At 63.6% G+C, this 23,109-nt stretch carries 22 protein-coding genes; 8 read left to right on the plus strand and 14 right to left on the minus strand.

Going from position 1 to position 23,109, the window contains the following annotated elements; genetic code table 11:
• Positions 1 to 135: 135 nt before the first annotated feature.
• The gene (locus IVB29_RS23765; protein ID WP_247505826.1) at positions 136 to 510 is read right to left on the minus strand and encodes a hypothetical protein; all 375 of its coding nucleotides are present in this window, start codon (positions 508 to 510) and stop codon (positions 136 to 138) included.
• 292 nt (positions 511 to 802) lie between these two features.
• Between IVB29_RS23765 and IVB29_RS23770 the strand changes: the two genes are divergently transcribed.
• Entirely contained in the window at positions 803 to 1,057 is a 255-nt protein-coding gene (locus IVB29_RS23770) for a DUF2798 domain-containing protein (RefSeq protein ID WP_247505827.1), read from the plus strand.
• A 10-nt stretch (positions 1,058 to 1,067) separates the two neighbouring features.
• On the opposite strand, the gene IVB29_RS23775 is transcribed toward IVB29_RS23770, so the two are convergent.
• The 3 genes from IVB29_RS23775 to IVB29_RS23785 form a co-directional block, all read right to left on the minus strand.
• Positions 1,068 to 2,855, minus strand: coding sequence for a chloride channel protein (locus tag IVB29_RS23775; RefSeq protein WP_247505828.1), 1,788 nt, complete (start codon positions 2,853 to 2,855; stop codon positions 1,068 to 1,070).
• 12 nt (positions 2,856 to 2,867) lie between these two features.
• Positions 2,868 to 3,521, minus strand: coding sequence for a class II aldolase/adducin family protein (locus tag IVB29_RS23780; protein WP_247505829.1), 654 nt, complete (start codon positions 3,519 to 3,521; stop codon positions 2,868 to 2,870).
• Positions 3,522 to 3,692: 171 nt separating this feature from the next.
• The gene (locus IVB29_RS23785) at positions 3,693 to 4,319 is read right to left on the minus strand and encodes a MarC family protein (RefSeq protein WP_247505830.1); all 627 of its coding nucleotides are present in this window, start codon (positions 4,317 to 4,319) and stop codon (positions 3,693 to 3,695) included.
• A 142-nt stretch (positions 4,320 to 4,461) separates the two neighbouring features.
• On the opposite strand from IVB29_RS23785, the gene IVB29_RS23790 reads away from it, so the two are divergent.
• The 4 genes from IVB29_RS23790 to IVB29_RS23805 all read left to right on the plus strand — a co-directional run bounded on the left by IVB29_RS23790 (position 4,462) and on the right by IVB29_RS23805 (position 8,163).
• Positions 4,462 to 5,031: a ferritin-like domain-containing protein gene (locus IVB29_RS23790; RefSeq protein WP_247505831.1), complete on the plus strand. Its 570-nt coding sequence runs from the start codon at positions 4,462 to 4,464 to the stop codon at positions 5,029 to 5,031.
• A gap of 185 nt (positions 5,032 to 5,216) precedes the next feature.
• Entirely contained in the window at positions 5,217 to 5,600 is a 384-nt protein-coding gene (locus IVB29_RS23795) for an Hsp20/alpha crystallin family protein (protein ID WP_247505832.1), read from the plus strand.
• A gap of 8 nt (positions 5,601 to 5,608) precedes the next feature.
• On the plus strand, positions 5,609 to 8,002 hold the full coding sequence (gene lon / locus IVB29_RS23800) for an endopeptidase La (protein WP_247505833.1): 2,394 nt from the start codon (positions 5,609 to 5,611) through the stop codon (positions 8,000 to 8,002).
• A gap of 5 nt (positions 8,003 to 8,007) precedes the next feature.
• Complete coding sequence (locus tag IVB29_RS23805) at positions 8,008 to 8,163, plus strand: hypothetical protein (RefSeq protein WP_247505834.1); 156 nt, start codon at positions 8,008 to 8,010, stop codon at positions 8,161 to 8,163.
• Positions 8,164 to 8,232: 69 nt separating this feature from the next.
• Here the strand turns inward: IVB29_RS23805 and IVB29_RS23810 are convergent, their stop codons facing one another.
• The 4 genes from IVB29_RS23810 to IVB29_RS23825 all read right to left on the minus strand — a co-directional run bounded on the left by IVB29_RS23810 (position 8,233) and on the right by IVB29_RS23825 (position 15,381).
• Complete coding sequence (locus tag IVB29_RS23810) at positions 8,233 to 8,535, minus strand: HU family DNA-binding protein (RefSeq protein WP_092022584.1); 303 nt, start codon at positions 8,533 to 8,535, stop codon at positions 8,233 to 8,235.
• A gap of 280 nt (positions 8,536 to 8,815) precedes the next feature.
• Positions 8,816 to 10,048, minus strand: coding sequence for an acetyl-CoA C-acetyltransferase (locus IVB29_RS23815; protein WP_247505835.1), 1,233 nt, complete (start codon positions 10,046 to 10,048; stop codon positions 8,816 to 8,818).
• A 250-nt stretch (positions 10,049 to 10,298) separates the two neighbouring features.
• Positions 10,299 to 11,762 carry a GH1 family beta-glucosidase gene (locus tag IVB29_RS23820; RefSeq protein ID WP_247505836.1) on the minus strand — a complete coding sequence of 488 codons (1,464 nt, stop codon included), beginning with the start codon at positions 11,760 to 11,762 and terminating at the stop codon, positions 10,299 to 10,301.
• 205 nt (positions 11,763 to 11,967) lie between these two features.
• Complete coding sequence (locus IVB29_RS23825) at positions 11,968 to 15,381, minus strand: response regulator transcription factor (RefSeq protein ID WP_247505837.1); 3,414 nt, start codon at positions 15,379 to 15,381, stop codon at positions 11,968 to 11,970.
• 130 nt (positions 15,382 to 15,511) lie between these two features.
• On the opposite strand from IVB29_RS23825, the gene IVB29_RS23830 reads away from it, so the two are divergent.
• Complete coding sequence (locus IVB29_RS23830; protein ID WP_247505838.1) at positions 15,512 to 15,838, plus strand: nuclear transport factor 2 family protein; 327 nt, start codon at positions 15,512 to 15,514, stop codon at positions 15,836 to 15,838.
• A gap of 74 nt (positions 15,839 to 15,912) precedes the next feature.
• On the opposite strand, the gene IVB29_RS23835 is transcribed toward IVB29_RS23830, so the two are convergent.
• From IVB29_RS23835 to IVB29_RS23860, 6 genes are all read right to left on the minus strand, one after another.
• Entirely contained in the window at positions 15,913 to 16,320 is a 408-nt protein-coding gene (locus IVB29_RS23835) for a hypothetical protein (protein ID WP_247505839.1), read from the minus strand.
• Between the two features lie 62 nt (positions 16,321 to 16,382).
• Entirely contained in the window at positions 16,383 to 16,550 is a 168-nt protein-coding gene (locus IVB29_RS23840) for a hypothetical protein (RefSeq protein ID WP_247505840.1), read from the minus strand.
• A gap of 153 nt (positions 16,551 to 16,703) precedes the next feature.
• Complete coding sequence (locus IVB29_RS23845) at positions 16,704 to 16,937, minus strand: hypothetical protein (RefSeq protein WP_247505841.1); 234 nt, start codon at positions 16,935 to 16,937, stop codon at positions 16,704 to 16,706.
• A complete protein-coding gene (locus tag IVB29_RS23850) occupies positions 16,934 to 17,233 on the minus strand; it encodes a hypothetical protein (protein ID WP_247505842.1) in 300 nt (99 codons plus the stop codon). Before IVB29_RS23850 ends, IVB29_RS23845 begins: the two co-directional genes overlap by 4 nt.
• A gap of 133 nt (positions 17,234 to 17,366) precedes the next feature.
• A complete protein-coding gene (locus IVB29_RS23855; protein ID WP_247505843.1) occupies positions 17,367 to 19,841 on the minus strand; it encodes a TonB-dependent receptor in 2,475 nt (824 codons plus the stop codon).
• 163 nt (positions 19,842 to 20,004) lie between these two features.
• Positions 20,005 to 21,363, minus strand: coding sequence for a histidine kinase (locus IVB29_RS23860; RefSeq protein WP_247505844.1), 1,359 nt, complete (start codon positions 21,361 to 21,363; stop codon positions 20,005 to 20,007).
• A 143-nt stretch (positions 21,364 to 21,506) separates the two neighbouring features.
• Here IVB29_RS23860 and IVB29_RS23865 point away from each other — a divergent pair, with 143 nt between their 5' ends.
• Positions 21,507 to 22,127, plus strand: a complete 621-nt coding sequence (locus IVB29_RS23865; RefSeq protein WP_247505845.1) for a response regulator transcription factor — start codon at positions 21,507 to 21,509, stop codon at positions 22,125 to 22,127.
• A gap of 76 nt (positions 22,128 to 22,203) precedes the next feature.
• The gene (fghA, locus tag IVB29_RS23870; RefSeq protein WP_247505846.1) at positions 22,204 to 23,049 is read left to right on the plus strand and encodes an S-formylglutathione hydrolase; all 846 of its coding nucleotides are present in this window, start codon (positions 22,204 to 22,206) and stop codon (positions 23,047 to 23,049) included.
• Positions 23,050 to 23,109 lie beyond the last annotated feature (60 nt).

A 23,109-nucleotide genomic window follows, 5' to 3' on the forward strand; every position in this document is an offset into this window, starting at 1 on the left:
TCAGACGACTGACATGCTCGCGAAACAGGGCGTACGGCGGATCGTCCGCAAGCAACGGAAAGGGCGGCGCCAGGCACCGCCCCTTCAGTGAAGCCTTAAAAACGCGCGCGAAAGCGACCGCTCGATACGGCGGTATCAGTAGCCCGGATCGTAATAATAAGGGTTACCGCCGTAATAGCCGTGACCGCCGTAGTAAGGACGCGGCCGATAATAGTTGTCCTCATAATAGTCGCGGCGGCGCTGCTCGGCGATCACCCCGCCGATGATGCCCGCCGCGGCGCCCATAAAGGCGAGGCCCGCTGCGTTCGACCCGCGTCGAGAATAGTGGCGACGCCGCGCCGCGCTGAAATCGGTGGCGTCCGAGGAGGCCGGGCCCGCCGTGACCGCCTTCGCGGATCCGGAGGACGCCGCGTCCGAAGGCGACGCAGAGATTGCGACCAGTGCCAGGCTTGCGAACGCGGCCACCAGCGTGTTGCGGCTGACTGCGGAAATCATGGGTCTAACACTCATCTTGACCTTCCTCTGTTCTCGCCCAAAAAGAGATACTCAAACGATATGTAATGCGCAAACCACTGAAACGGTTTCATCATCGCGGCAATCTGCCACGCTTTGAACGATTGTAAACCGAACGACCTGATCGAGCTTGCGCCACTCAACCTGAGCGGATAATGAACAGCCGCGCCGTTTTGCGGTCGCCGTAAGCGCTTTACGTGAACCAACGCATCAACCGACGCCGTCGGGATCGATGCCGTTTTGCAAGGTTCAACGTGACTGACGCGTCCTTTTCCTCAAGAGAAATCAGATGATTGCGGTTCGCAAACTGCCGGCGCGCTATGCGCCGGTCGTGATGCCATTCGTGCTGTCCATCCTCATGACGGCCGTTGTGTCGGTCATATCGACACTCAAAAGCCTCGGCGCGACGCCGGCCTTCCTCGCGACCTGGCCGGGCGCCTGGGCGCTGTCATGGCTGGTCGCCTTTCCAACACTGTTGATGGTGCTGCCGCTGGTCCGACGGATCGTGGCCTGCGTCGTCGCGGCTCCGTCTCAACCAGGCTGACGGCCGAAGCCTACGTCAACGCGCCGAGCACGCCGCGCGTCGCCTTGTCGATCTCCTCGACATAGCGGCGACGGGCAAACGTCTCGGTGAGGAAGCCGACCACCTTGCGGCTGTCGGTGGAATCGACCACCGCCAGCATCTCGGCTTCGGCCTCGTCGAACACTGCCATCGCCGACTTCACGTTCATTTCCGGGATCAGCACGATGTCGGTGAGGCGCGCGAGCTCGATCACCTGGATGTCGTCGGCGATGGTATCCAGATCGCCGGAGAACAGGTCCGGCAGCAGGACGAGGCCGACATATTCGTCCGCATTGTTGACGATGACGATGCCGGGCCGCGAACCCAGCGCGAATTCGCCGCGCACGGCGGCGATCGTCGTGGTCGACGGCACCTTGCCGACGTCAGAGCGCATCAGCCGCTCGACCGTCAGATTGCGCAGCCAGCCGACGTCGTTGGCGCTCCGGATGGTCTCGCCGCGCAGATGCAGGCGCCAGGTCGAGAACGAATGGCCAAACATGAAGCGGACGCAGATCGAGGTGACGATGCAGCCGGCGAGCACCACGGCGGTGACGTCGACATTGCGCGTCATCTCGAGCACGAGAAACGACATGGTCAGCGGACCGCCGACGATGGCGACGCCGAGCGTCGCCATGCCCGTCAGCATCGCCACCAGCGGATCGATCACGAAGTTCGGGCTGATCAGCAGCAGCACCGCGGAGAAGAACTTTCCGATCAGGCTGCCGACGAACAGCGAGGCGAAGAACAGTCCGCCACGAAAACCCGAGGCAAGCGAGATCAGGCAGGCCGTCACCTTCAGGGCAATGATGATCGCAATCAGGCCGATGGTCATGTCGTGGAAGAGATCGAGCACCATGGCGCCGTGGCCGGCCGCGAGCACCTGCGGCGTGACGATGGCGAAGCCGCCGACGATGAGGCCGCCGATTACGGGGCGCAGCCAGACCGGCAGCCATTTGAACAGGCGCTCGAACATCGAGGAGGAGCGCATCACCGCGATGCCGACGCCGCTGGTGATGAGCGCAAGCCCGATCAGCGCCAGATATTGCTCGACGCCGACGGCGCTGACCTTCGGTATTTCGATGGAGTATGGCGCGCCGCCGAGCCATTGCGCGGTGAGCGCGCCCGCCAGCGATGCCGCCAGGATAGGCGCGGCGCTGCCGACCGAATAGACGCCGACGATCAGCTCACAGGCGTAGAAGGCGCCGGTGATGGGCGCGCCGAACGCGGCTGCGATCGCGGCAGCGGCGCCGCAGCCGACGATCAGGCGGAGGTCGTTGCGGCGCAGATTGAAGAACTTGCCGAACAGCGAGGCGATGCCCGATCCGATCTGGGTATAGCCGGCCTCGAGACCGACCGAGGCGCCGCAGCCGTTGGAAATCAGCGTCTGGCTCGACACCACGACGCTGTCGCGCATCGACAGATTGCCGCCGCGCAGCGCGTTCGCTTCGATCGGGTCAACTGCGTTCGAGATCTTCAGCCGCCGCCGCCACCATTCCATGATGCCGAGCGCCAAGCCTCCGAGCGCCGGCGCGAGCAGCGCCGCCCAGGGACTGACGCGCGTATTGGCGGAGAGACGAACGTCGATGGGAATACCGTAGATGACCATATGGGCGATCTGCGCGATCTCGGCCATCAGCGTCACGATGGCCCCAGCAAGCGTGCCGATCACAAGGGCGAGCGGGATCAGGTAGAACTCGTTGCTGCGCAACAGCGCGCGCAGGCGAACCATGACGCGGTTCGATCCCTTGCGATCGACGATATGTCTGATCCGCACGAACACCGTCTGCCCGCCCTACCCTTCCGACATGCCGTAGCCGGCCATGCGCTGGCGGACCCGTTCGACCTCGGCGCTCGAGAGCAGCGGCGGTGTCCCGATCTGGAGGCAGCCATGATACTGCCGCGCCAGCGTCTCGACCTCGACGGCGAGCCACATCGCCTTGTCCAGCGTCTTGCCGATCGCGATCATGCCGTGATGGTCGAGCAGGCAGGCGAGCCGGCCCGCCAGCGCCCGTAAAGCGTGCGCGGATAGTTCCGCCGTACCGAAGGTAGCATAGGGCGCACAGCGGATGCTGTCGCCGCCGGCCGCCGCGATCATGTAGTGCACGGGCGGGATCTCCAGGCCCATGATCGCCAGGATGGTGCAATAGGTCGGATGGGCATGGACGACGGCGTTGACGTCATCGCGTGCCTTCAGGATGTCGAGATGGAAGCGCCACTCGCTGGACGGCTTCTGATGGGGCGCATGCGAGCCATCCATCGCCATCAACACGATTTGGTCGGGCGTCATGGCCTCATAGGGCACGCTGGTCGGCGTGACCAGGAGCCCGTCGCCGTGCCGGACGCTGATATTGCCCGAGGTGCCCTGGTTGATGCCGAGCGCGTTCATGCGGCGGCAGGCGTCGATGATGGCCTGTCTCTTGGCGAGCTCGTCCGCTGTCATCGACATCCCGATTTCGTCTCTACCTTCTTGGCGATGGGCGTTTGTTAGACCGGAAGTACGTCAAAGCAATATGGCAGTGCAAGAGAAAGCGGCCCGGATCGGCTACCGTCTTGTTGGATGTACCGTTACATCAAGAAATACATTGTAAAATCAACAAATTAAGAGATTTCAGCAGCCTTACGAAAAGCTGGCCCGGACGGCCGCGATGCCGTTGATCACGAACTGCACGGAATAGGCCGCGAGCAGCATGCCGAGCACGCGCGAGAGCACGGCGTTTCCGGTCCGGCCGAGGCTGCGGGCGATCAGACCGGCGGAGACGAAGCACAGCATGCAGAGCAGGCACACCGCGAGGACGATCGCGATGATGATGGCGAGCTTCGACCCATAGCCGGCGTCGCCCGCCAGCAGCAGCGTGGTCGCGATCGCGCCGGGACCGGCCATCATGGGGATGGCCAGCGGGAACACCGCGACATCGGAGGCATGCTCCGCGGTCGCCTTGTCGGCCTCGCGGGCATCGCGATGCGGACGGTCGCCGAAGATCATCTGGTAGGAAACGCCGAACAGCAGCAGCCCGCCGGCGATCTGAAAGGCGGGGATGCCGATCCCGAGCTGGCGCAGCAGCCAGTTTCCGGCCAACGCGATCACGATCAGGATCGAGGCCGCGATGAACGGCGCGCGCAACGCCACGGTCCGCTTGATCTTGTCGGGCATGCCCCCGGTTGCGGCCAGGAAGGCCGGCGCGAGGCCGACGGGATCGACCACCAGCAGCAGCGTCACGAAGGCGGACAGGGCGAAATCGAGCATGCGGCTGGTCTCACGCGAGGTGCAGCCGCAATCCATAACGGCTCGATGCGGCCTTCGCGAGGAACATTTGCCCTCGCAAAGTCTTGGTCGCGCGAGGATTGAGGACGGGATCGCCTTCCTGTGCCCCTCAAGAGGAGGATCAATGGCTAAGAAAGCAAAGAAACGTGCGAACAAGAAAAAGGCCGCAACGCGCCGCCCGCGTCAGGCGCCAAAGATGCTGAGCGACCTGTTTCTGGAGACGCTGAAGGACATCTATTTCGCCGAGAACAAGATCATCAAGACGCTGCCCAAGATGGCCAAGGCCGCGCATTCGAAGGACCTTGCGGCGGCCTTCAACAAGCATCTGCGCGAGACGCAGGGCCAGGTGAAACGGCTGGAGCAGATCTTCAAGATGCTGGACAAGCCGGCACGCGGCAAGCCCTGCGAAGCCATCAACGGCATCACCGACGAAGGCGCCGAGATCATGAAGGATTTCAAGAACGCCCCTGCCCTCGACGCCGGCCTGTTAGCTGCGGCGCAAGCCGTCGAGCATTACGAGATCTCCCGCTATGGCACGCTGCGCACCTGGGCCGAGGAGCTCGGCATGCCGGAGGTAGCCAGGCTGCTCCAGGATACGCTGGACGAGGAAGAGGCGACCGACCACGCGCTGACCGAGCTCGCGACCTCCGTCATCAACCTCGAAGCGGAAGCCGAGTATCGCGAAGCCGCCTGATCGGCGCGCTACGCCCAATTGTTGCCTTCGACGCCGCGGAACATCTCCGCGGCGTCGATGCGTCTGACCGCAAGGGCCTCTTCCGGTTGGAGAGGCAGGCATGCTCAAACGCGCGATGCTGGAAATTTGAGGAACCATCCCCATATCCTCGTTTTCCAACCGCAGCGCCTTCCCCGAGTCTTGCCATGCAACCCAAAAATCCCCTCGACTGGATGCTGTCCGAAGCGCTGGACCAGCTGACCCGCGCCGAACGGCTGCGCCAGCAGTTCGGCCGTCAGGAAGCCTGCTGGGAGCCGCCGATCGACGTGCTCGAGACCGAGCATGAGCTTCTGATCCTGGTGGCGCTTCCGGGCGTCAATCCCGACAATGTCGAGACAGTCATCCATGACGGCGTGCTCGTCATCTCCGGCCACCGCACGCTGCCGCCGGAGCTGCGCAACGCCCGCATCCACCGGCTCGAGCTGCCGCAAGGCCGCTTCGAGCGGCGCATCGCGCTTCCCATCGGCCGCTACGCCATCAGCCGCTTCGTGATGGACGGCTGCGTCGCTCTGCGCCTCGCCAAATCCTGAGGTCGAACATGGCCACCGAGCAAATGAATCCCACGCAAAACGAGTCCGACGTGAAGATCCCCGCCGACGCACTGATCATCATCCCCGTGCGCGACATGGTGCTGTTCCCCGGCGCCATCGGGCCGATCGCGATCGCACGGCCGAAGTCGATCGCCGCCGCGCAGCAGGCGCTGCGCGAGCAACGGCCGATCGGCATCGTCCTGCAACGCAGCCCCGAAACCGATGAACCGGGTGCGGACGATCTCTACCGGGTCGCGACGATCGCCAACATCGTGCGCTACATCACCGCGCCCGACGGCACCCATCACATCGTCTGCCAGGGCGTCCAGCGCGCGCGCATCCTCGACTTCCTGCCGGGGACGCCGTTCCTGGCCGCACGCTTCCAGCAGATCCCGGAGCCGGCCACGACCTCGCCCGAGATCGAGGCCCGCGCACTGAACCTGCAGCGCCAGGCGATCGAGGCCATCGAGCTGCTGCCGCAGGCGCCGCCCGAGCTGGCCGCGATGTTCCAGGGCACCAGCGCGCCGGGCGCGCTGGCGGACCTGGCGACCTCGTTCATGGACATCAAGCCGCAGGACAAGCAGGAGGTGCTGGAGACCATCGACCTCGCTCTGCGCGTGGAGAAGGTGTCGAAGCATCTGGCCGAGCGGCTTGAGGTGCTGCGGATCAGCAACGAGATCGGCCAGAAGACCCGCGCCAGCTTCGACGAGCGGCAGCGCGAGGCGATCCTGCGCGAGCAGATGGCGACCATCCAGCGCCAGCTCGGCGAAGGCGACGGCAAGGCCGCCGAGGTCGCCGAGCTGACGGCTGCTATCGCCAAGGCCAACATGCCGCCGGAGGCGGATGCGCATGCCAAGAAGGAGCTGCGCCGCTACGAGCGCATGCCGGAGGCTGCCGGTGAAGCCGGCATGGTCCGCACTTATCTCGACTGGCTGATCGAGCTGCCGTGGGCGCTGCCCGCGGAAAAGCCGATCGACATCAAGGAAGCACGTCGCATCCTCGATGCCGACCATTTCGGCCTGGAGAAGATCAAGAGCCGGATCATCGAATATCTGGCGGTGCGCAAGCTGGCACCGCAGGGCAAGGCGCCGATCCTGTGCTTCGTCGGCCCGCCCGGCGTCGGCAAGACTTCGCTCGGCCAGTCCATCGCACGCGCGATGGATCGTCCCTTCGTACGCGTCAGCCTGGGTGGCGTGCATGACGAGGCCGAGATCCGCGGTCACCGGCGCACCTATATCGGCGCGCTGCCCGGCAACATCATCCAGGGCATCAAGAAGGCCGGCACGCGCAACTGCGTGATGATGCTGGACGAGATCGACAAGATGGGCCGCGGCGTGCAGGGCGATCCCTCCGCTGCGATGCTGGAGGTGCTCGACCCCGAGCAGAACGGGACGTTCCGGGACAATTACCTCGGCGTGCCCTTCGACCTCTCGCGCGTGGTGTTCATCGCGACCGCCAACATGCTGGACCAGATTCCGGGTCCGCTGCTGGACCGCATGGAGCTGATCAGCCTGGCCGGTTACACCGAAGAGGAAAAGCTGGAGATCGCGAAGCGTTATTTGGTGCGGCGGCAGCTCGAAGCCAACGGCCTGACGGCGGAGCAGGCCGAGATCGAGCCGGAGGCGTTGAAGCTTGTCGTCAAGGGTTACACCCGCGAAGCGGGCGTACGTAACCTCGAGCGCGAGATCGGAAAACTGTTCCGGCATGTTGCGGTGCAGGTTGCCGAAGGTACGGCCGCGAAGGTCGTGGTGACCGCCCAGGACATCGGCACCGTGCTCGGCCAGCCGCGCTTCGAGGGCGAGATCGCACAGCGCACCAGCATTCCCGGCGTGGCCACCGGCCTTGCCTGGACGCCGGTCGGCGGCGACATCCTGTTCATCGAGGCCTCGCGCGTATCAGGCCGTGGCGGCATGATCCTGACCGGCCAGCTCGGCGAGGTCATGCGCGAGAGCGTGCAGGCTGCGCTGACGCTGGTGAAGAGCAAGGCCACGCAACTCGGCATCGATCAATCGCTGTTCGAGAAGAGCGACATCCACGTTCACGTTCCGGCGGGCGCAACCCCGAAGGACGGACCGAGCGCGGGTGTGGCGATGTTCACGGCGCTGACGTCCCTGCTCACCAATCGCACGGTGCGTAGCGACACCGCGATGACCGGCGAGATCTCGCTGCGCGGCCTGGTGCTGCCGGTCGGCGGCATCAAGGAGAAGGTGGTGGCTGCGGCGGCTGCCGGATTGAAGCGGGTGATGCTGCCGGCGCGCAACAAGCGGGACTACGACGACATCCCGAAGAGCGCGCGAGACAAGCTCGAATTCGTCTGGCTCGAGCGCGTCGACGAGGCCATCGCCGCAGCGCTCGAGCCGGCGGAAGCCCAAGTCGATGCGAAGGTCGAAGCTGCGGAGTGAATGCGATGAAGAAACTGCTGGAAGAAGCGAAGCGATCGCGGACAACGCAGCGGCTGCGCCAGTTGCTCGATCGTGCTATCGACCGTGTGCGTGATGCACTCGCAGGACCCGAGCCGCGGCTTCAACCGATCCCGGTCCGGGTCAAACGCCGCAGGGGCTGATCCCCTCCGTATCAGCCCCTACGTCGCTCGATACAAAAGGCCCCCTCTTCCGAGGGGGCCTTTGCGTTATCAGGCCACGGCGTCCTTGGCAGCCTTGACCGGGCGGGCGCGGACGATCTTCCGGGCCGGCTTGGCCTTGAACATCATCTCTTCACCCGTGAACGGGTTGGTGCCCTTGCGCGCTTTGGTCGCGGGCTTCTTGATCACCACGAACTTGGCGAAGCCCGGCACCAGGAACAGACCGTTCTTCTTCAGCTCCTTGTGGCCGACGTCGGTCAGCGTCTCCATGACGCTCTTGACGTCGCGCTTGGAAAGCTCGGTGGTGGTCGCAATCTTTTCGATCAACTGCGATTTGGACATTTGGGTTGCCATCGTGTCTCCTCTGATTCGTTGACGGTTGCATATTAGACCAACCGGCGAAGGCCTATAGCCTTCTGCACAGTTTTGTCGCGGTTTTACGGGCTTTTTTGGCCCTTTGTGGCAAAAACCCCTGCATTTTAGCTACTTCCTGAGCGGGAGGAGCCTCGGGCAGCGGTTTTTGCCTTGTTTCAAAGGCCCGCACGCTGCCTTGCTAAAGCTGATTCGCGGCTTTCGACAAGCGACGACCGGACTCTTTGTGCGAGGGGAAGCGCGATTCACCCTGAAAAAAAGGCTAAATGCGCTCGATGATGACCGCTGGCGCCATGCCTCCCGCGGCGCACATGGTGACGAGACCGCGCTTGAGGTCGCGCCGTTCGAGCTCGTCGAGCAGGGTGCCGATCAGGATCGAGCCGGTCGCGCCGATCGGATGACCGAGTGCGATCGAGCCGCCATTGACGTTGACCTTGGCGCGGTCGAGCTTGAGATCGCGGATGTATTTTTCCGCAACCACCGCAAAGGCCTCGTTGATCTCGAACAGGTCGATGTCGTCGATCGTCAGCCCCGCCTTCGCCAGCACCTTGCGCGTAGCCGGCACCGGCGCGTTCAGCATCAGGGTCGGCGAGTCCCCCATGTTCGCCATCGCCACCACGCGGGCGCGGGCTTTAAGGCCATGCGCCTTGGCGTAAGCAGGCGAAGCCAGCAGGATCGCGGCGGCGCCGTCGACGACGCCGGACGAGTTGCCGGCGTGATGCATGAAGTCGATATTCAGGTCCGGATATTTCTGCAGGATCAGGCCGCGATAGGTCGTGCCCTTGTCGTCGATTGCATAATCGGCGATTGCAGGAAATGCGGGCTTCAGCGCGCTCAGCCCTTCCATCGTGGTCTGCGGCCGCGGATATTCCTCGTGGTCGAGCGCGAGGCTGCCGTCTTCGCGATGCACCGGCACGAGGCTTTTCTTGAAGTGGCCGCCAGCAATCGCCAAGCTTGCGCGCTTCTGGCTTTCGAGGCCAAGCGCGTCGACGTCCCGTCGCGCGATGCCTTCCATCGTCGCGATCGCGTCGGCGCAAACGCCTTGGTGCGATTGCGGATGCCGCGCACGCAGGCGCAGATTGCCCGAGTCCATCATCATCGGACCGCCGCCGCGGCGTCCCTCCATCGACATCATCTCGCAGCCGCCGGCGATGACGAGGTCTTCCGAACCCGCCATGATCGAATTTGCAGCCATGCTGACGCTGGTGATGCCGCTTCCGCAGAAGCGGTCGAGCGTCACCGCGCTGGCGCGCACGTCATAGCCGGCATCGAGTGCTGACATGCGACCGAGATCGCCGCCTTGCGTTGCGACCTGCGCACTGCAGCCCCAGACGATGTCGTCGACATCGGCGGTGTTGATGCCGGTGCGATCGGCGAGCGCGCGCAGCACGGTGGCGCCCAACTGCTGCGGGTGAATGCCCGAGAGTGCTCCCTTGCCCGCCTTGCCGACGCCCCGCGGGGTGCGGCAGGCATCGATGATGAGTGCATCGGTCATTGGCGTTGTCCTCTTGTATGAGTGTTGAGGGCGGTTTTGAATCAGGAGGAGAGGTGAGTCAATGCGGGACGCCCCTCCTTCACCTCGCCCCGCTTGCGGGGAGAGGTCGGATTTTACGCGCAGCGGAAAATCCGGGTGAGGGGGAGCTTCAGCGAGGACGGTGGCAGATGGCTCGCGGAGAGTCCCCCTCACCCGGAATTTGCTGTCGCAAATTCCGGCCTCGCCCCGCTTGCGGGGAGAGGCGAAGACATCACGCGCCCGCCGCGTTCTTCGCGATGACGTTGCGGTAGAAGCTGGCGCTGAGCTTTGGCGTCCGCACCTGGGTGTCGAAATTGACGTGATAGAGCCCGAAGCGCTTGCTGAGCCCGAACACCCATTCAAAATTGTCCATCAGACTCCAGAGGAAATAGCCGCGCACCGGCACGCCTTCGGCGGTGGCGCGCTGGAGCTGGGCGAGATAGTTGCGCAAATACATGATGCGGTCGGTGTCGTAGATCTTGCCGTCTTGCGTCACCACATCGTCGCCGGAGGTGCCGTTCTCGGTGATGTAGATCGCATCCGTCTTCCATATCTTTGCGGCCAGCTTCGGCACCCAGTAGATCGTCTCCGGCGCGATGCGGAGCCAGTCAGAACTCATGTGCGGGAAGGATTTCGGGATCGGCAGCGGCATGAAGCCCGCGCCCTGGTCGGACGGCACCACGTAGTTCTGCGGCGCGTAGATGTTGAGGCCGAGGAAATCGACCGGCGAGGAGATGATCTTCAGCTCGGCGTCGGTGTATTTCGGCGCATCGTGTCCAGCATATTTCAGGAACGCGTCGGTATACTGGCCGGTCATGATGACGTTGAGATAGCCGGCATTCATCTCGCGCAGCGCGATCTCGGCGGCGCGGACATGCTCGGGCGTATCGATCGCGGGAACGCAGACGTCGATGTTCTCGGCCGGCCCCACCCGTGTGCCGCGACGGCCGCGGGCACGCACCGCCTGCACCGCAAGCCCGTGCGCAAGCGCGGTGTTGTGCCTGACCTGGTTGACCTCGGCCTGCGGCAGCGTCATACCGGGCGCATCGATGGCAAGGCCATAACCGAACTGGACGAAGCGGCCACTCTCGTTCAGCGTGAACACATTCTTGACGCGATCGGTGAGACGTTCGGCGACATAGCCTGCGTAATCGCCAAATATCTTGCAGGTCTCGGTCGAGCGCCAGCCGCCAAACCGGTCCTGGAGCGATTGCGGCAGGTCCCAATGATACAGCGTCATCCAGGGTTCGATGCCGTTCTTCAGCAGCTCGTCGACCAGGCGATTGTAGAAGTCGAGCCCCTTCGGATTTGGCTTGCCCTCGCCGTCCGGAAACACCCGCGGCCAGGCGATCGAGAAGCGATAAGCCTTGCAGCCGAGATCCCTAATGAGCGCAATATCTTCCTTGTAGCGATGATAGTGCTCATTGGCGCGGTCGCCGGTGGTGCCATCCTCGATCTTGCCGGGGATGCGGACGAACTTGTCCCAGATCGAGGCGCCTCGTCCGTCCTCGTTGACGGCCCCCTCGACCTGATAGGACGACGTCGCCGTGCCCCAGACGAAACCCGCCGGAAAACCGCTGGCGCTGGACGGCGCCGCTACAGGTTTGGCGTCGGCGCTTTGCAGAGGATGTGCGATTCCGGCGGCGGACAACCCCGCCAGTTTGGCAAACTGGCGGCGCGAGACCTTGTCCGACATGTGATGCTGCTCCACTTCTGCGTCATGGCGGTGGCACAATGGCGGTTCGCGGGCCGTTTGAAAAGTACCGGCGGCCGAACCGCCCGTCAGGTTCGGACAGTTGCCTGAATCGCCGCATAACGCGCCGATGCCCTTGGAAAGCAGACGGTGGCCTACTCAGCATCTAGCCTCGCTGTCGCGCGCTTTCTCAGCAATGACGAACACTTCAAATCAGCAGGTCATGAGGCGCAGGTACAATGGCATGATGGGTTGCATGATTGCCGTGATTGGCCGCGTGTTCGTCCACTGCATCGGGGGGAGTCTTGACACTGGCATAGAGGTCCGCGTCCTGACCGGGCGGAAGGTGCAGGCCGTGCGGATCATGGAGATCTGTGGGCTCGACGACCGCGATGAGAGGGGAAGGCGTCGTCCCGCTGTCGAAGTGAAATACCAGTTCTCGATGCGCGCCGCCGGTGTCGGGCGCTGCTTTAACCGGGTTTGCAGCATCTGACGGTAAGTCGTGGCCCGACTTGCCGTGCTGCGCGACGCCCAGTTCTGCCGTCTGCACAGCCGCTGACGCACTCTCGGCGTTCGTAGCCGCGGCATGATCGGCGCCGTGGTTGCCCGGTGTGAAGCCAGTTTCACCCGGCTCCGCGGCTGCCGCCTTTGCGGACTCTGGCTGCGAAGCGTGCTGCGAGTTGCCGTGGTTCGTTTCGTCTGCCGTTTCGACGCTCTCGGCGGCTCCCGCTGCCTTTGCAGAGCTTGAGTGCCCCGATTTGCCGTGTTCTGCGCCGGTTGGCTCTGCCGCGCTCGCTGATTCCGGCGAGCCGTCCGAAGCCGGGGAATGAGGCTCATTGTCATGGCCGACACCATGGCCCGGTTTGGAGTTCGCTTCGGCCATCGCCGTGGGCGCCTTTGCAGGGCCTGGCTCCGCAGCATGCTGCGAGTTGCCATGGTTCGTCTTGTCCGCCGCTTCGACGCTCTCGCCGGATCCCGATGCCTTTGCAGAGCTTGAATGGCCCGACTTGCCGTGTTCTGCGCCGCTCGGTTCTGCCGTGCTCGCTGACTCCGGCGAGTCGTGCGAAGCCGGCGAATGATGCTCATTGTCGTGGCTGACGCCATGGCCCGGTTTGGAGTTCGCTTCGGCCGTGTCCGTGGCCGCCTTTGCAGGTCCTGGCTCTGACGCGTGCTGCGAGTTGCCATGGTTCGTTTTGTCCGCCGCTTCGACGCTCTCGGCGGCTCCCGCTGCCTTTGCAGAGCTTGAGTGCCCCGATTTGCCGTGTTCCGCGCCGCTCGGTTCTGCCGTGCTCGCTGACCCCGGCGAGCCGTCTGAAGCGGGGGAATGATGCTCATTGTCGTGGCCGGCGCCATGGTCCGGCTTGGAGTTCGCTTCGGCCATCTCCGTGGCCGCCTTTGCAGGCCCTGGCTCCGAAGCGTGCTGCGAGTTGCCATGGCCCGCGCTATCCGCCGCGGCAACCCCCGGTTCGACGTTGGTTGTGAGATTTTCAGCCGCCGGAACCGCCGCGCTATGTGCAAGCGCGATTGACGATATTTTGGCCGGCTCACCGGATGCACCAGCGCTCTCTTCCGCCGCATCCGTCGAATCGCTCGTGGAAGTTCTGGAGCTCGTCGACGCCCCCAAGCCGGTCCGAGAGTGCCCGAACCGGAAGCCCAAGCCGTCGTCGTCCAGAACGGTCCAGACTCCAGCCGTCCCAATCGTGCTCTCGCCCTCATCGCCAATGGCACGGATGTTATCCGTACTCAGAACAGTCTCATCGGTTGCAGCCGCCGATATCAGCGCTGCTTCGAGCTGCTCCAAGGTGGTCGCGACAACTGCCCCATGTGGGTCGGAGACGACGTCCGCCTCCGCAATGGAGACAATCCCCTCCAGATGAATTTCCACCACGCCGCGATCCCCGACATCGAGAACCCGATCGGTCGGATTCACATAGACGATCGTTTCATTGGTCGCGGAATTGTAGACCCAGGCGAGTGTATGTGGCGGTATCGACTTGGTCGCCGCCGTCATATGCAGCCAAGCCAGGGCTCCGAACGCGGCGAGATTGATCCTGCCCAGCCCAGATGCGAAATCGAAGACGGAATCGGAAGAGGTTGACTTGGAGTCGCTAGACCTGGGATCGATCGGGGAACGATCAACAACGGTTCCAGCGTTGCCGGCTATGCCGATACTGGCCTCGTGACCGAGGTCCGCGCCAACATGTTTATGGAAATTATCCCCCTCATCGCCTGCGCCGTTTTGGACCAGAGTGCCTTCTTGAGCGACGTCGTCGTGTCCAATGGCGACAACGGCGGAAGACGGGCGGACATCGTGCGACAGGAAAGCCGGTCCTGAATTGTCGACATGATTGGCGGCAGCATGGGTGATCGCGGCCAGTTTTGTGGTCGCATTCTCTTCGGTGATGGCCAGGACGCTGTCGATCGACGCTTCGCGGAGCTCATGCGCGTGGACGGCGAGATGGGGGTCCTGCAGTGCGTAGATCAACGCACCGGCGAGAATGGCAAAATTGCCATACCCTCCGTGCATCGACATCGCATTGGTAAGAAGCCGCGGGAATTGATGTTCTCGGGCCGGGTCGTCACCGATCTGTATGTCGATTGCTTCTCGCAGCAAACGCGCTGGAAAATCGGGCGCGCTCGACCCAGCAGAAGCGTAGTGTGTCCACGGTTTCGAGCCTCCGGATTGCTCGGCCATGCGCAGCGCTTCCATTGCCGCCGCCGGGTTCGTGATTTGGGCGGCCTTGGCGAACAAGTCTCTCTGGGCGAGCGTGGGCGTCTCGCCGGATTCCCAGACGACGAGGTGTCGGAGAATCCCTTTTTTCCAAGGCTCATACCCTGCGTGCTCGTCCACATGGCCGACGCCGTTCTCGTCCGGAAAGACGTCGTTGGCTTCCGACGCCTTGAGTTCGTCTGCAATTGCGAGCGCCAGAAAGGCCAGCGAGAGCGTCCCGAAGCCGGAAGGACGTTGCAACAAGGCGATGGTCGCAAGCACGGTTCTGTTGGTGATCTCAAGCTTCTGGAAAATGTTGTAGAGGTGGACTTTGACCGTCCCGTGCGAAACATTCAGCTGGCGCGCGATCTCCTTGTTCGACATCCCTTCCGACACCAGGCGCGCAATTTGACGCTCCCGGTCCGTCAATAGCTCCAGCATGTTTTCGACTTTGCCGTCACCGTCCGCTTCCTTGCCGCTTGGCGAGAGATCGGACTGTTTCAGCGACACACCGTTCTTCGCCATCAGCCTCAGTGATCGCAGCATGGTGACGGGAGAGGCATATTTCGAAATTGCGCTGCAGGCGCCGGCAGCGATGGCTGCAGTCAGATCGTGGTCGCTGTCGGACTCGGTAAAGAACACAACGCGCGTGGAAAGCTTCTCAGCCTTCACAACCGCGAGAATCTCGGAGACCGTCAGGTTCGGCACCTTGTCGGCAAGAAGCGCGACGTCGGGTGTCAGATTCCGAATTGCTTGGAGGCAGCTTGCCCGATCGCTGGACGATGCGACGACATCGAAGTCCGGCTGTGTCCCGAGGACCGACCGCAGTCCCTGGAGAACGATCGGCTGTGGATCGACGATCACAACCCGGATGGGCTTGAATGTCCCCTGCCTGGCGGACGCGTCCAACATCGCCTTTGCCCTCGGCCCGGTCCTCTATGTCCTTCGCCATATGGCCGTGGCCGGGTGGGATATTAAAATCAAAAGAGGCTTGGCGGTTCCCGAGCCTGAACCCGATTCGGACGGCATGTGAGCGAAAACGATGTCCTTTGACCCGATGGCCGTTGCGGTCGACTGGCTTGATGCCTATCGCGCGGGCGATATCGAAGCGATCCTGGAGCTGTATGCCGAGGATGCCGTTGTGCACTGCGGCTGCTGTGGCGTCCAAACCATTAGGGGCCGCGAGGCACTTCGCGCCTACTGGGTCGATCGCCTCCGAAAATATCCGGCAGGCACGTTGGACGACCTCAATCCCTCGGACGATGGAACCATGATCTCTTATGTCACCAGTGCTGGTGTCATGAGCGCGCTCTTTGCATTTGACGCCGCCGGAAGGATCAAGGAGCTGGCCTGCAGTCCCTCACACTAGGCCAGCGATCCACGTTTGCTCCGGATCACGAGCCGAAATCAGCTCTCCTGTCCGCAAAGAGCGCCACGGGCCCCTCAGCGCGAGCGCTTCGGCAATTTTTGCAGCTTGTCGGGATTGAACGCCGGTGCCGGCCCGGCTCGTTCAGGTGCGGGCGGCTGCTGCTCGGCCAGAATGAGCGTTCCCTTCAGGACGACGCCCGGCGCCTGTCCTGCCGTCGCGGTGTAAGTTGCGATCTTGCCGAGGCACGTCCCCTCGATCTGCAGCGTCAGCTCGTCTTCGACGCCAAAGACGGTTGCTCGTCCATCGGTATGACGCTTGGTCGAGACGGTCGCGGTGAAGCGATCTCCGTCGACCTTGCAGGAACCGTGATACGTCATCAGGCTGTCGCGGCCCCAGATCTGGCCGTCTGCGACATGGACGATCCCGGTGCCCTGGTCGAGCGGCGTCTTGTACCACGCAGCGTAGGTGCCGTCCTTGAGCATGGGAGCCGTCTTCCCTTGGTCTTCCCTCGCCCACAATCCGCATGATCAGCGCTAAGAATGAGTTAATCCCGCGGTCCGGGCCAATCCGGATGGCCCCTGCGCAGCTCTTCTTCAAGTTCCTCGACGATGCTGTGAAGCAGGGACGCGGCCAGGGGATCGGTCACTTCCCGCTCCAGGCGCCGATAACGCGCGATCTGGAATTCCTGCTCTCTCAACTGGTGTTCTGTCATCACACGGACCCTCCGACAAACCGACGCGGAGACAGCCCACCAGTTTCGTTAAAGTTTTCGGATCATTTGCCATGGTTTCCGAACGGTAAAGCAGCAACGGGGCACGGCGATCCATGCTCGGGAAAAACCCGCGCCCGGACGGAATCCACGGCTTCACGGCACGTCGCCGCTCCTCCGACTCCCGCCAATGCTGTGCGGCTTGTTGAGGAAGAACTCGCGATTGCCGAGAGCTGCTTCCGCATATTGATCGATCGCGACCTGGATGGCTTCGATGTGCATCCGGCACCACCCTTCATAGCAAGACAGGCGCCGCGCATGCTCGAGTGCCCTGAGAAATTCCGGCGGCTCCTGCATGTCGGTGAAATAGGTCGGCTTCTCGCCCTTCATGCCCGTGCCACCACCCTGGGAAGAACAAGGCGCGGCTGATCGAGACGAGCGCGCGGTGGCGTCGGCCGCCGGCGCGGAATGAACAGGCTGGCGACGATGATTGGATCGGTATCACCCAGAGCGGCGCGCTCCTGGACCAGGCCGCCCATGACGACGCGCATCTTCATGACCTCCTCGGCCACGAAGGTACAATCCTCATCCCGATTGATCTGCTCGTGCATGATCGCCTCGGCTTCACGCATACTGACGCGCAACGCTCTGATAATTCTGCGGATTTGATTGATGCGGGTGTCCATGGTGGCTCCTTGGCTGGACCGCCAGCATAAGAACAAATCATGAACAATGAGTCAATCGGCCTGAAGTAGAACCATGCAGGGCCGGCACCCAGGCGCGGGCGCGGCGAAAGACAATCCGCTGCACCGCATCCGTTCAGAACGTCACCCGCATCCCCGCATAAAACGCCCTCGGCCTCGCCGGACTGAGCGAGCGCGGGTCGTTGAAGCCGGTGCCGGTGGTGAAATTGGGCAAGGCCCCCGTGTCGAAGAAGGTGCCGTAGGTGGCGTAGCGTTTGTCGAAGACGTTGTCGACGCGGCCGTAGAGCTGAAAATTCTTCGTCACCTGATAGGAGGTGTGGAGATTGAACACGGTGTAGGACGGCAGCTTCGCATACTGGTTGGACTCGTCGCCGACGATGTATTGGCTTGAGACGAAGATCGCGTTGCCGCCGACCTTCCAGAGGTCGGTCACGGCGTAGTCGACGCCGACCTTGATGCGATGGCGCGGGATCGCGGGAATCTGGTTGCCGGGCGAGACCTGGATGTTGCCGTCGCCATCGGCGAACGGACTGTTGGAGCCGAGGGTCAAGGCGTCGAGGAAGCGGGCGTCGACGAAAGCGTAGCTCGCCTGGAACTGGAGCGTCGGCGATTTGATGTTGATTTCGGCCTCCAACCCCTGCCGCCTGGTGCGGCCGACATTGGAGAAATAGCCAAAGCCGGTGCGGCCTGGAACGGGAACGGCGAGGATGTCGTCGTAGTTGGTGGCGCGGAAGCCGCCGATCTTCCATCCGAGCGTGCCGATGTTCAGCTCCTTGCTGCCGCGCAGGCCCGCTTCCACCGTCTTGGACACGACCTGCTTCAAGGGCGGGTCGGAGACGAGAAACGCCGCGATGAGGCAGGGATTGTTCGGATCGGCGCAGCCGAGCTCGAGCGGCGTCGGCACGCGGTTGGCCTCGGAATAGCCGGCATAGGCCGTCAGTTCGGGCGTGATCTTGTAGGTGCCGCCAATCACAGGATTGAAGCGGGTGAAGGTGTGATCGCCGTTGAGGGCGGTGCCGAGCTGATCCTCCAACGAGATGCGCGCCACGTTGAAGCGGCCGCCGCCGGTGATGGCGAACGCATCGGTGACGTTGAACGTGTCCATCGCGTACAGGCCGTTATACTGGTTGACGGTCCGCAGCGAGACGGGACCGGCCAAGCCGGTGTCTGGCGTGCCTGTCGGCCCAAGGAAGAGGCCGCTGCCGCTGACGACGTAGTTCTCTCCGATCGAGCCGATCTCGGCGGTGGCGTTGTAGCGCGTGACACTGGCATCGTAGGTCGCGCCCAACACGAAGCGGTTGTCGTGCCCGAGCAGTTGATCGGTGTTGGTGGCCTGCCCCGACACGCCGAAGGTGGTCGAGCGGATCGAGCTTCGATCGATCTCGCCGAGGATGGTCCCCGCGGCGAAGGGATTGGCAAGCGGCAAGCCGTTCGTGCCGTTCGCGGGGGTGGCGCCGTCGCCGAAGCAAAGCAGGCCAGCGAGCCCCGGATCGGTGCATTCCTGCGTGTCGGTCGGATTGCCGTCGACGAGCTTCTGCTCGTACCTGCGCACATGGGCGTTGCCTTCGAGCGTCCAGGTCGGCGTCGCATCGGCCTTGGCGGTCAGGTTGAGATAGCCGACGCGGTTGGACGTGGTCTGCGGCGTCGTGTAGGTCGCACCCCAATATTTATCGAGCAGTTCGGCGGGAACGGTGGCGCTGGCGCCGAAATCGTTCTTGGCGACGCCCATGTTGACGTGGAATTCGCTGTCGCCGGCCTTGTAGCCGACATCGCCGTAGAAGCGCCGCACGTCCGATTGCGAGAAGTTACGAAAACCGTTGTCGTGCAGACCTTCGAGCGCGGCGTAGACGCCGTAGTTCTTGTCGACGGTCTTGCCCCATTGCGCCGAGCCCTGGATGCGGCCGAACGAGCCGCCCATCAGATCGAGCTCGGCGCCCTGATAGGTGAAGCCGTCCTTCATCTGCAGATTAATGGCGCCGCCGAGCGCATTGAGGCCGAAGGCGGGATTGTTCGTCACCAGCGTCACCGACCTGATCGCGGCGGTCGGGATCAGGTCCCAGTTGACGGCGTCCGAGAACGCCTCGTTGATGCGGACGCCGTTCTGGTACACGGCGAGGCCTTGCGGCGTGCCCACCACGGGCGAAGCGACGAAGCCGCGGAATTCGACATTCGGCTGGAACGGATTGCCGGTGACTTCGCTGATGCTGACCCCGGGGATGTTGTCGCGCAGCGCATCGGTGACGTTGAGCGAGCCGGTGCGCTTGATCTGGTTGGCATCGACGGCATTGACCGCCGACGGAACCTTGTCGACATCGAGACCTCGGCCGGTGCCCGGCGAGGTCGGGTAGACATACATGCGCGTCTTGGGCCGGTTCGACGACGAAGCCCCCGCACGCGCGACCGGCCGCGACGGCGCACTGCGCCTGACGGTGGATGGCGACGCCGCCACCTCGACCGCCGGGAGATTTTGAACGTTGGTCTCCTCGTCCTGCGCGGCCCCGGCATGGCTCGCAAAGACCAACCCCGATAGCAGCCCCGTCGAAACCGAGGCCATCAACACACGACGCTTGAACCTAAGGCGCTTGCCCATCCCTGCATTCCCATCCGTGACCACCGGCTGTTTTGATTTTCGCCGTTTGGTCGAGACGAGTGTAATCGGCAGTCGCAATCCCGCCAGCCACAAAAGGTCGGGCAATCTCCGCGCCCGTTTTCCCGACAAAATCGGGAATTTTTCCCGATTGCCTGCGAAGCGATCAGGCCGCCGCAGTCGGCACCAGCGCCTCGACGGTCAAACCGCCGTCGCCGGAGACGACATTGAGGGTGCCGCCCAGCGCCAGAATCCGCTCGCGCATGCCGACGAGGCCGAAGCCGAGCTTCTGGCCCGGCTCCATGCCGCGGCCGTTATCGCTGACCCGCACCCGGGCGCAGCCACGGCCATCGCGCGTCACCTGGTCCGCGGGCTCGATGACGACGTTGACCGCGGTCGCGCCGGCATGGCGGAACACGTTGGTGAGCGCCTCCTGAACGACGCGATAGATGGTGAGGTCGGCGGTCTCTCCAGTCGCCCCCAGGCTCGGTGAGATCGTGGTTTCGATTCTGACGTCGGGATACGATTCCCGCCACAGCCGCGACAGCGATTCAAGCGCCTGGCCGAGGCCGAGCTCGGCAAGGCCGACCGGCCGCAGCCGCTCCAGTACGCGGCGGGTGAATTGCTGGAGCGCGTTGATCTGCTCGAGCAAGGCGCTGCCATGTTTTCGCACGGCATCCGCGTTCGGGGCACGCCCGTCCGCAAGCTTTGCCAGCGCGCTCGCATGCGCGCGCAGCGAGAACAGATACGGCCCGAACTCGTCATGCAGCTCGCGCGCGATCTCCTTGCGCTCGATGTCCTGGGCCGACACCGTGCGCTCGGCGAGGCGCCGCTTGTCCTCCACCGCCTCACTGAGCGTCGCCGCCAGATGGTTGAGCTTGGTGCAGATCGCGGCCAACTCCGGCGCCCCGCCGGGTGTGACACGGGCGTCATAGTGGCCGCTCTCGATCTCGGTCATGGTCTGCGCCAAAGACTGGAGCGGCGTCAGTGCGCGGCCGACCACCGTCATCATCAAGAAAAACAGCGCGAGCGCAATCACCGAGCCGACCTCGAGCTGCGTCACGATGGCGTCCCAGATCTCGGCGATCTCGTCATCGGGATGCGAGGTGATGACGAGCGAGCCGGGCTTGCCATGGATCGAGACCGGCACGCTGACCGCGGTCTGCTCAGGGTGAACCAGGCTGACGAACCAGGCCGGCGGCCCGCGCGTGTCGTCATCGGTGTCAGGGCGCGGCGCCGTCAGCGGGTTCCCGCCGGAATCCCTAAGCGCGATGCTGACATGGCGCAGGCGGCTGAGATCGCGCGCAATCTGGTTCAGCCTCGCATCCGGATCGGGCGCCTCGTTCAGGTCCGCCACGATCATCTCGATGAACTCGCGGGCAAGGCGGATCACGCTCTGGTCCTCGGCCTGCACGCGAGGACCTGCCTCCGCGACCTGGCGGCCGATATTCACCGCGAGCCCCAGTGCCAGCAGAAGCGCCAGCAGTAGGTTGATGCGCGCGCGCAAGGATAGATTTTGCCACATTGGTGCCGCCTGCTACCTGCGAAGACTTGCCAGCACCTGTCCGATGACGTTGACAGAGGCGAAGCGCCCGATATCTAATCGAAAGCGTACAGCAATCCCGGCCGGGCGCGAAACAGGCCAAGACGCTGTCGCGAGGAACGCCTATGCGCATTTTGATCGTCGACGATCATCCCATCGTCGCCTCCGGCTGCCGTGCCGTGCTGGCCGACGAGGGCGAGATCGAGATTCTGGAGGCTGCCGACGCCGAGGACGGCGAGTGCGTCTTCATCGTGGAACGCCCCGACCTCTGCGTCATCGACATCAACCTGCCGACCGTCTCCGGCTTCGAGCTGGCGCGCCGCATCCTCGAGCGCGCGCCGGAAGCCCGCATCATTATGTTCAGCATGAACGACGACCCTGCGTTTGCCGCCCGCGCGATCGAATGCGGCGCCAAGGGCTATGTGTCCAAGACCGGCGACCCCGACGATCTCGTCGAGGCGATCCGCACCGTCGGAAGCGGCGGCACCTACTTGCCGAGCGCAATCGCGCGCAGTATCGCCTTTGCGGGACCTGCGCTGTCGCAAAGCCCGCTATCGAAGCTGAACGCGCGCGAGATGGAGATTTTGCGGCTGCTCAGCGCCGGCAAGAGCCTGTCCGAGATCGCCTGGCTGGTGCAATCGTCCTATAAGACGGTCGCCAACACCTCCTCGATCATGCGACAGAAGCTCGGCGTGAAGACCTCGGTCGAGCTGGTGCGATTGGCGATGGACAGCGGCGTTGCCTGACGATACGCATCGCCACAAATTCGGTCACACAAGCGTTGCATTCTTGATGTGGTGAGATGCCACGGAGCAAAACGGCATGACGATCCAGACTGTCTCGACCAATACATCCTATGGCGGCGTGCAGGGCGTGTATCGCAACGCCAGCCAGGCGACCGGAACCGACATGGTGTTCTCGGTCTATGTTCCCCCGCATGCCGACGGCGCAAAGCTTCCCGTGGTCTGGTATCTCTCCGGCCTCACCTGCACGCATGCCAACGTCACCGAGAAGGGCGAATTCCGCAAGGCCTGCGCCGAGCTCGGCCTGATCTTCGTCGCGCCCGACACCTCTCCGCGCGGCCCCGACGTGCCTGGCGATGCCAACAATGCCTATGATTTTGGCTTAGGGGCCGGCTTCTATGTCGATGCGACGCAAGAGCCATTTTCGCGCAACTATCGCATGTGGAGCTATGTCACCGACGAGCTGCCCAAGCTCGTGGCGGAAAACTTTCCGGTCGATGCCATGCGGCAATCGGTGATGGGCCATTCCATGGGCGGCCACGGCGCGCTGACGATCGCGCTGCGCAATCCGCATCGCTATCGCGCGGCAAGCGCGTTCGCACCGATCGTGGCGCCATCGCAAGTGCCCTGGGGCATCAAGGCGCTGACCGGCTATCTCGGGCCCAACAAGGATGCGTGGCGCAACCACGACACGGTCGCGCTGATCGAGGACGGCGCGAAATATTCCGGCTTCCTGGTCGATGTCGGCGAGGCCGATAATTTCCTGAAGGAGCAGCTCAAGCCCGAGCTGCTGGAGGCCGCCTGCACCAAGGCGAACATCCCGCTGACGCTGCGGCGGCAGCCGGGCTATGACCACAGCTATTATTTCATCTCGACCTTCATGGGCGATCATCTGCACTGGCATGCGGAGCGGTTGAAGGCCTAGTAAGGATTGCCCGCTGCTTTCTTCCTTCTCCCCTTGTGGGAGAAGGTGGCGCGAAGCGCC

The organism is Bradyrhizobium sp. 1, assembly GCF_023073315.1.
Classification (GTDB): domain Bacteria; phylum Pseudomonadota; class Alphaproteobacteria; order Rhizobiales; family Xanthobacteraceae; genus Bradyrhizobium.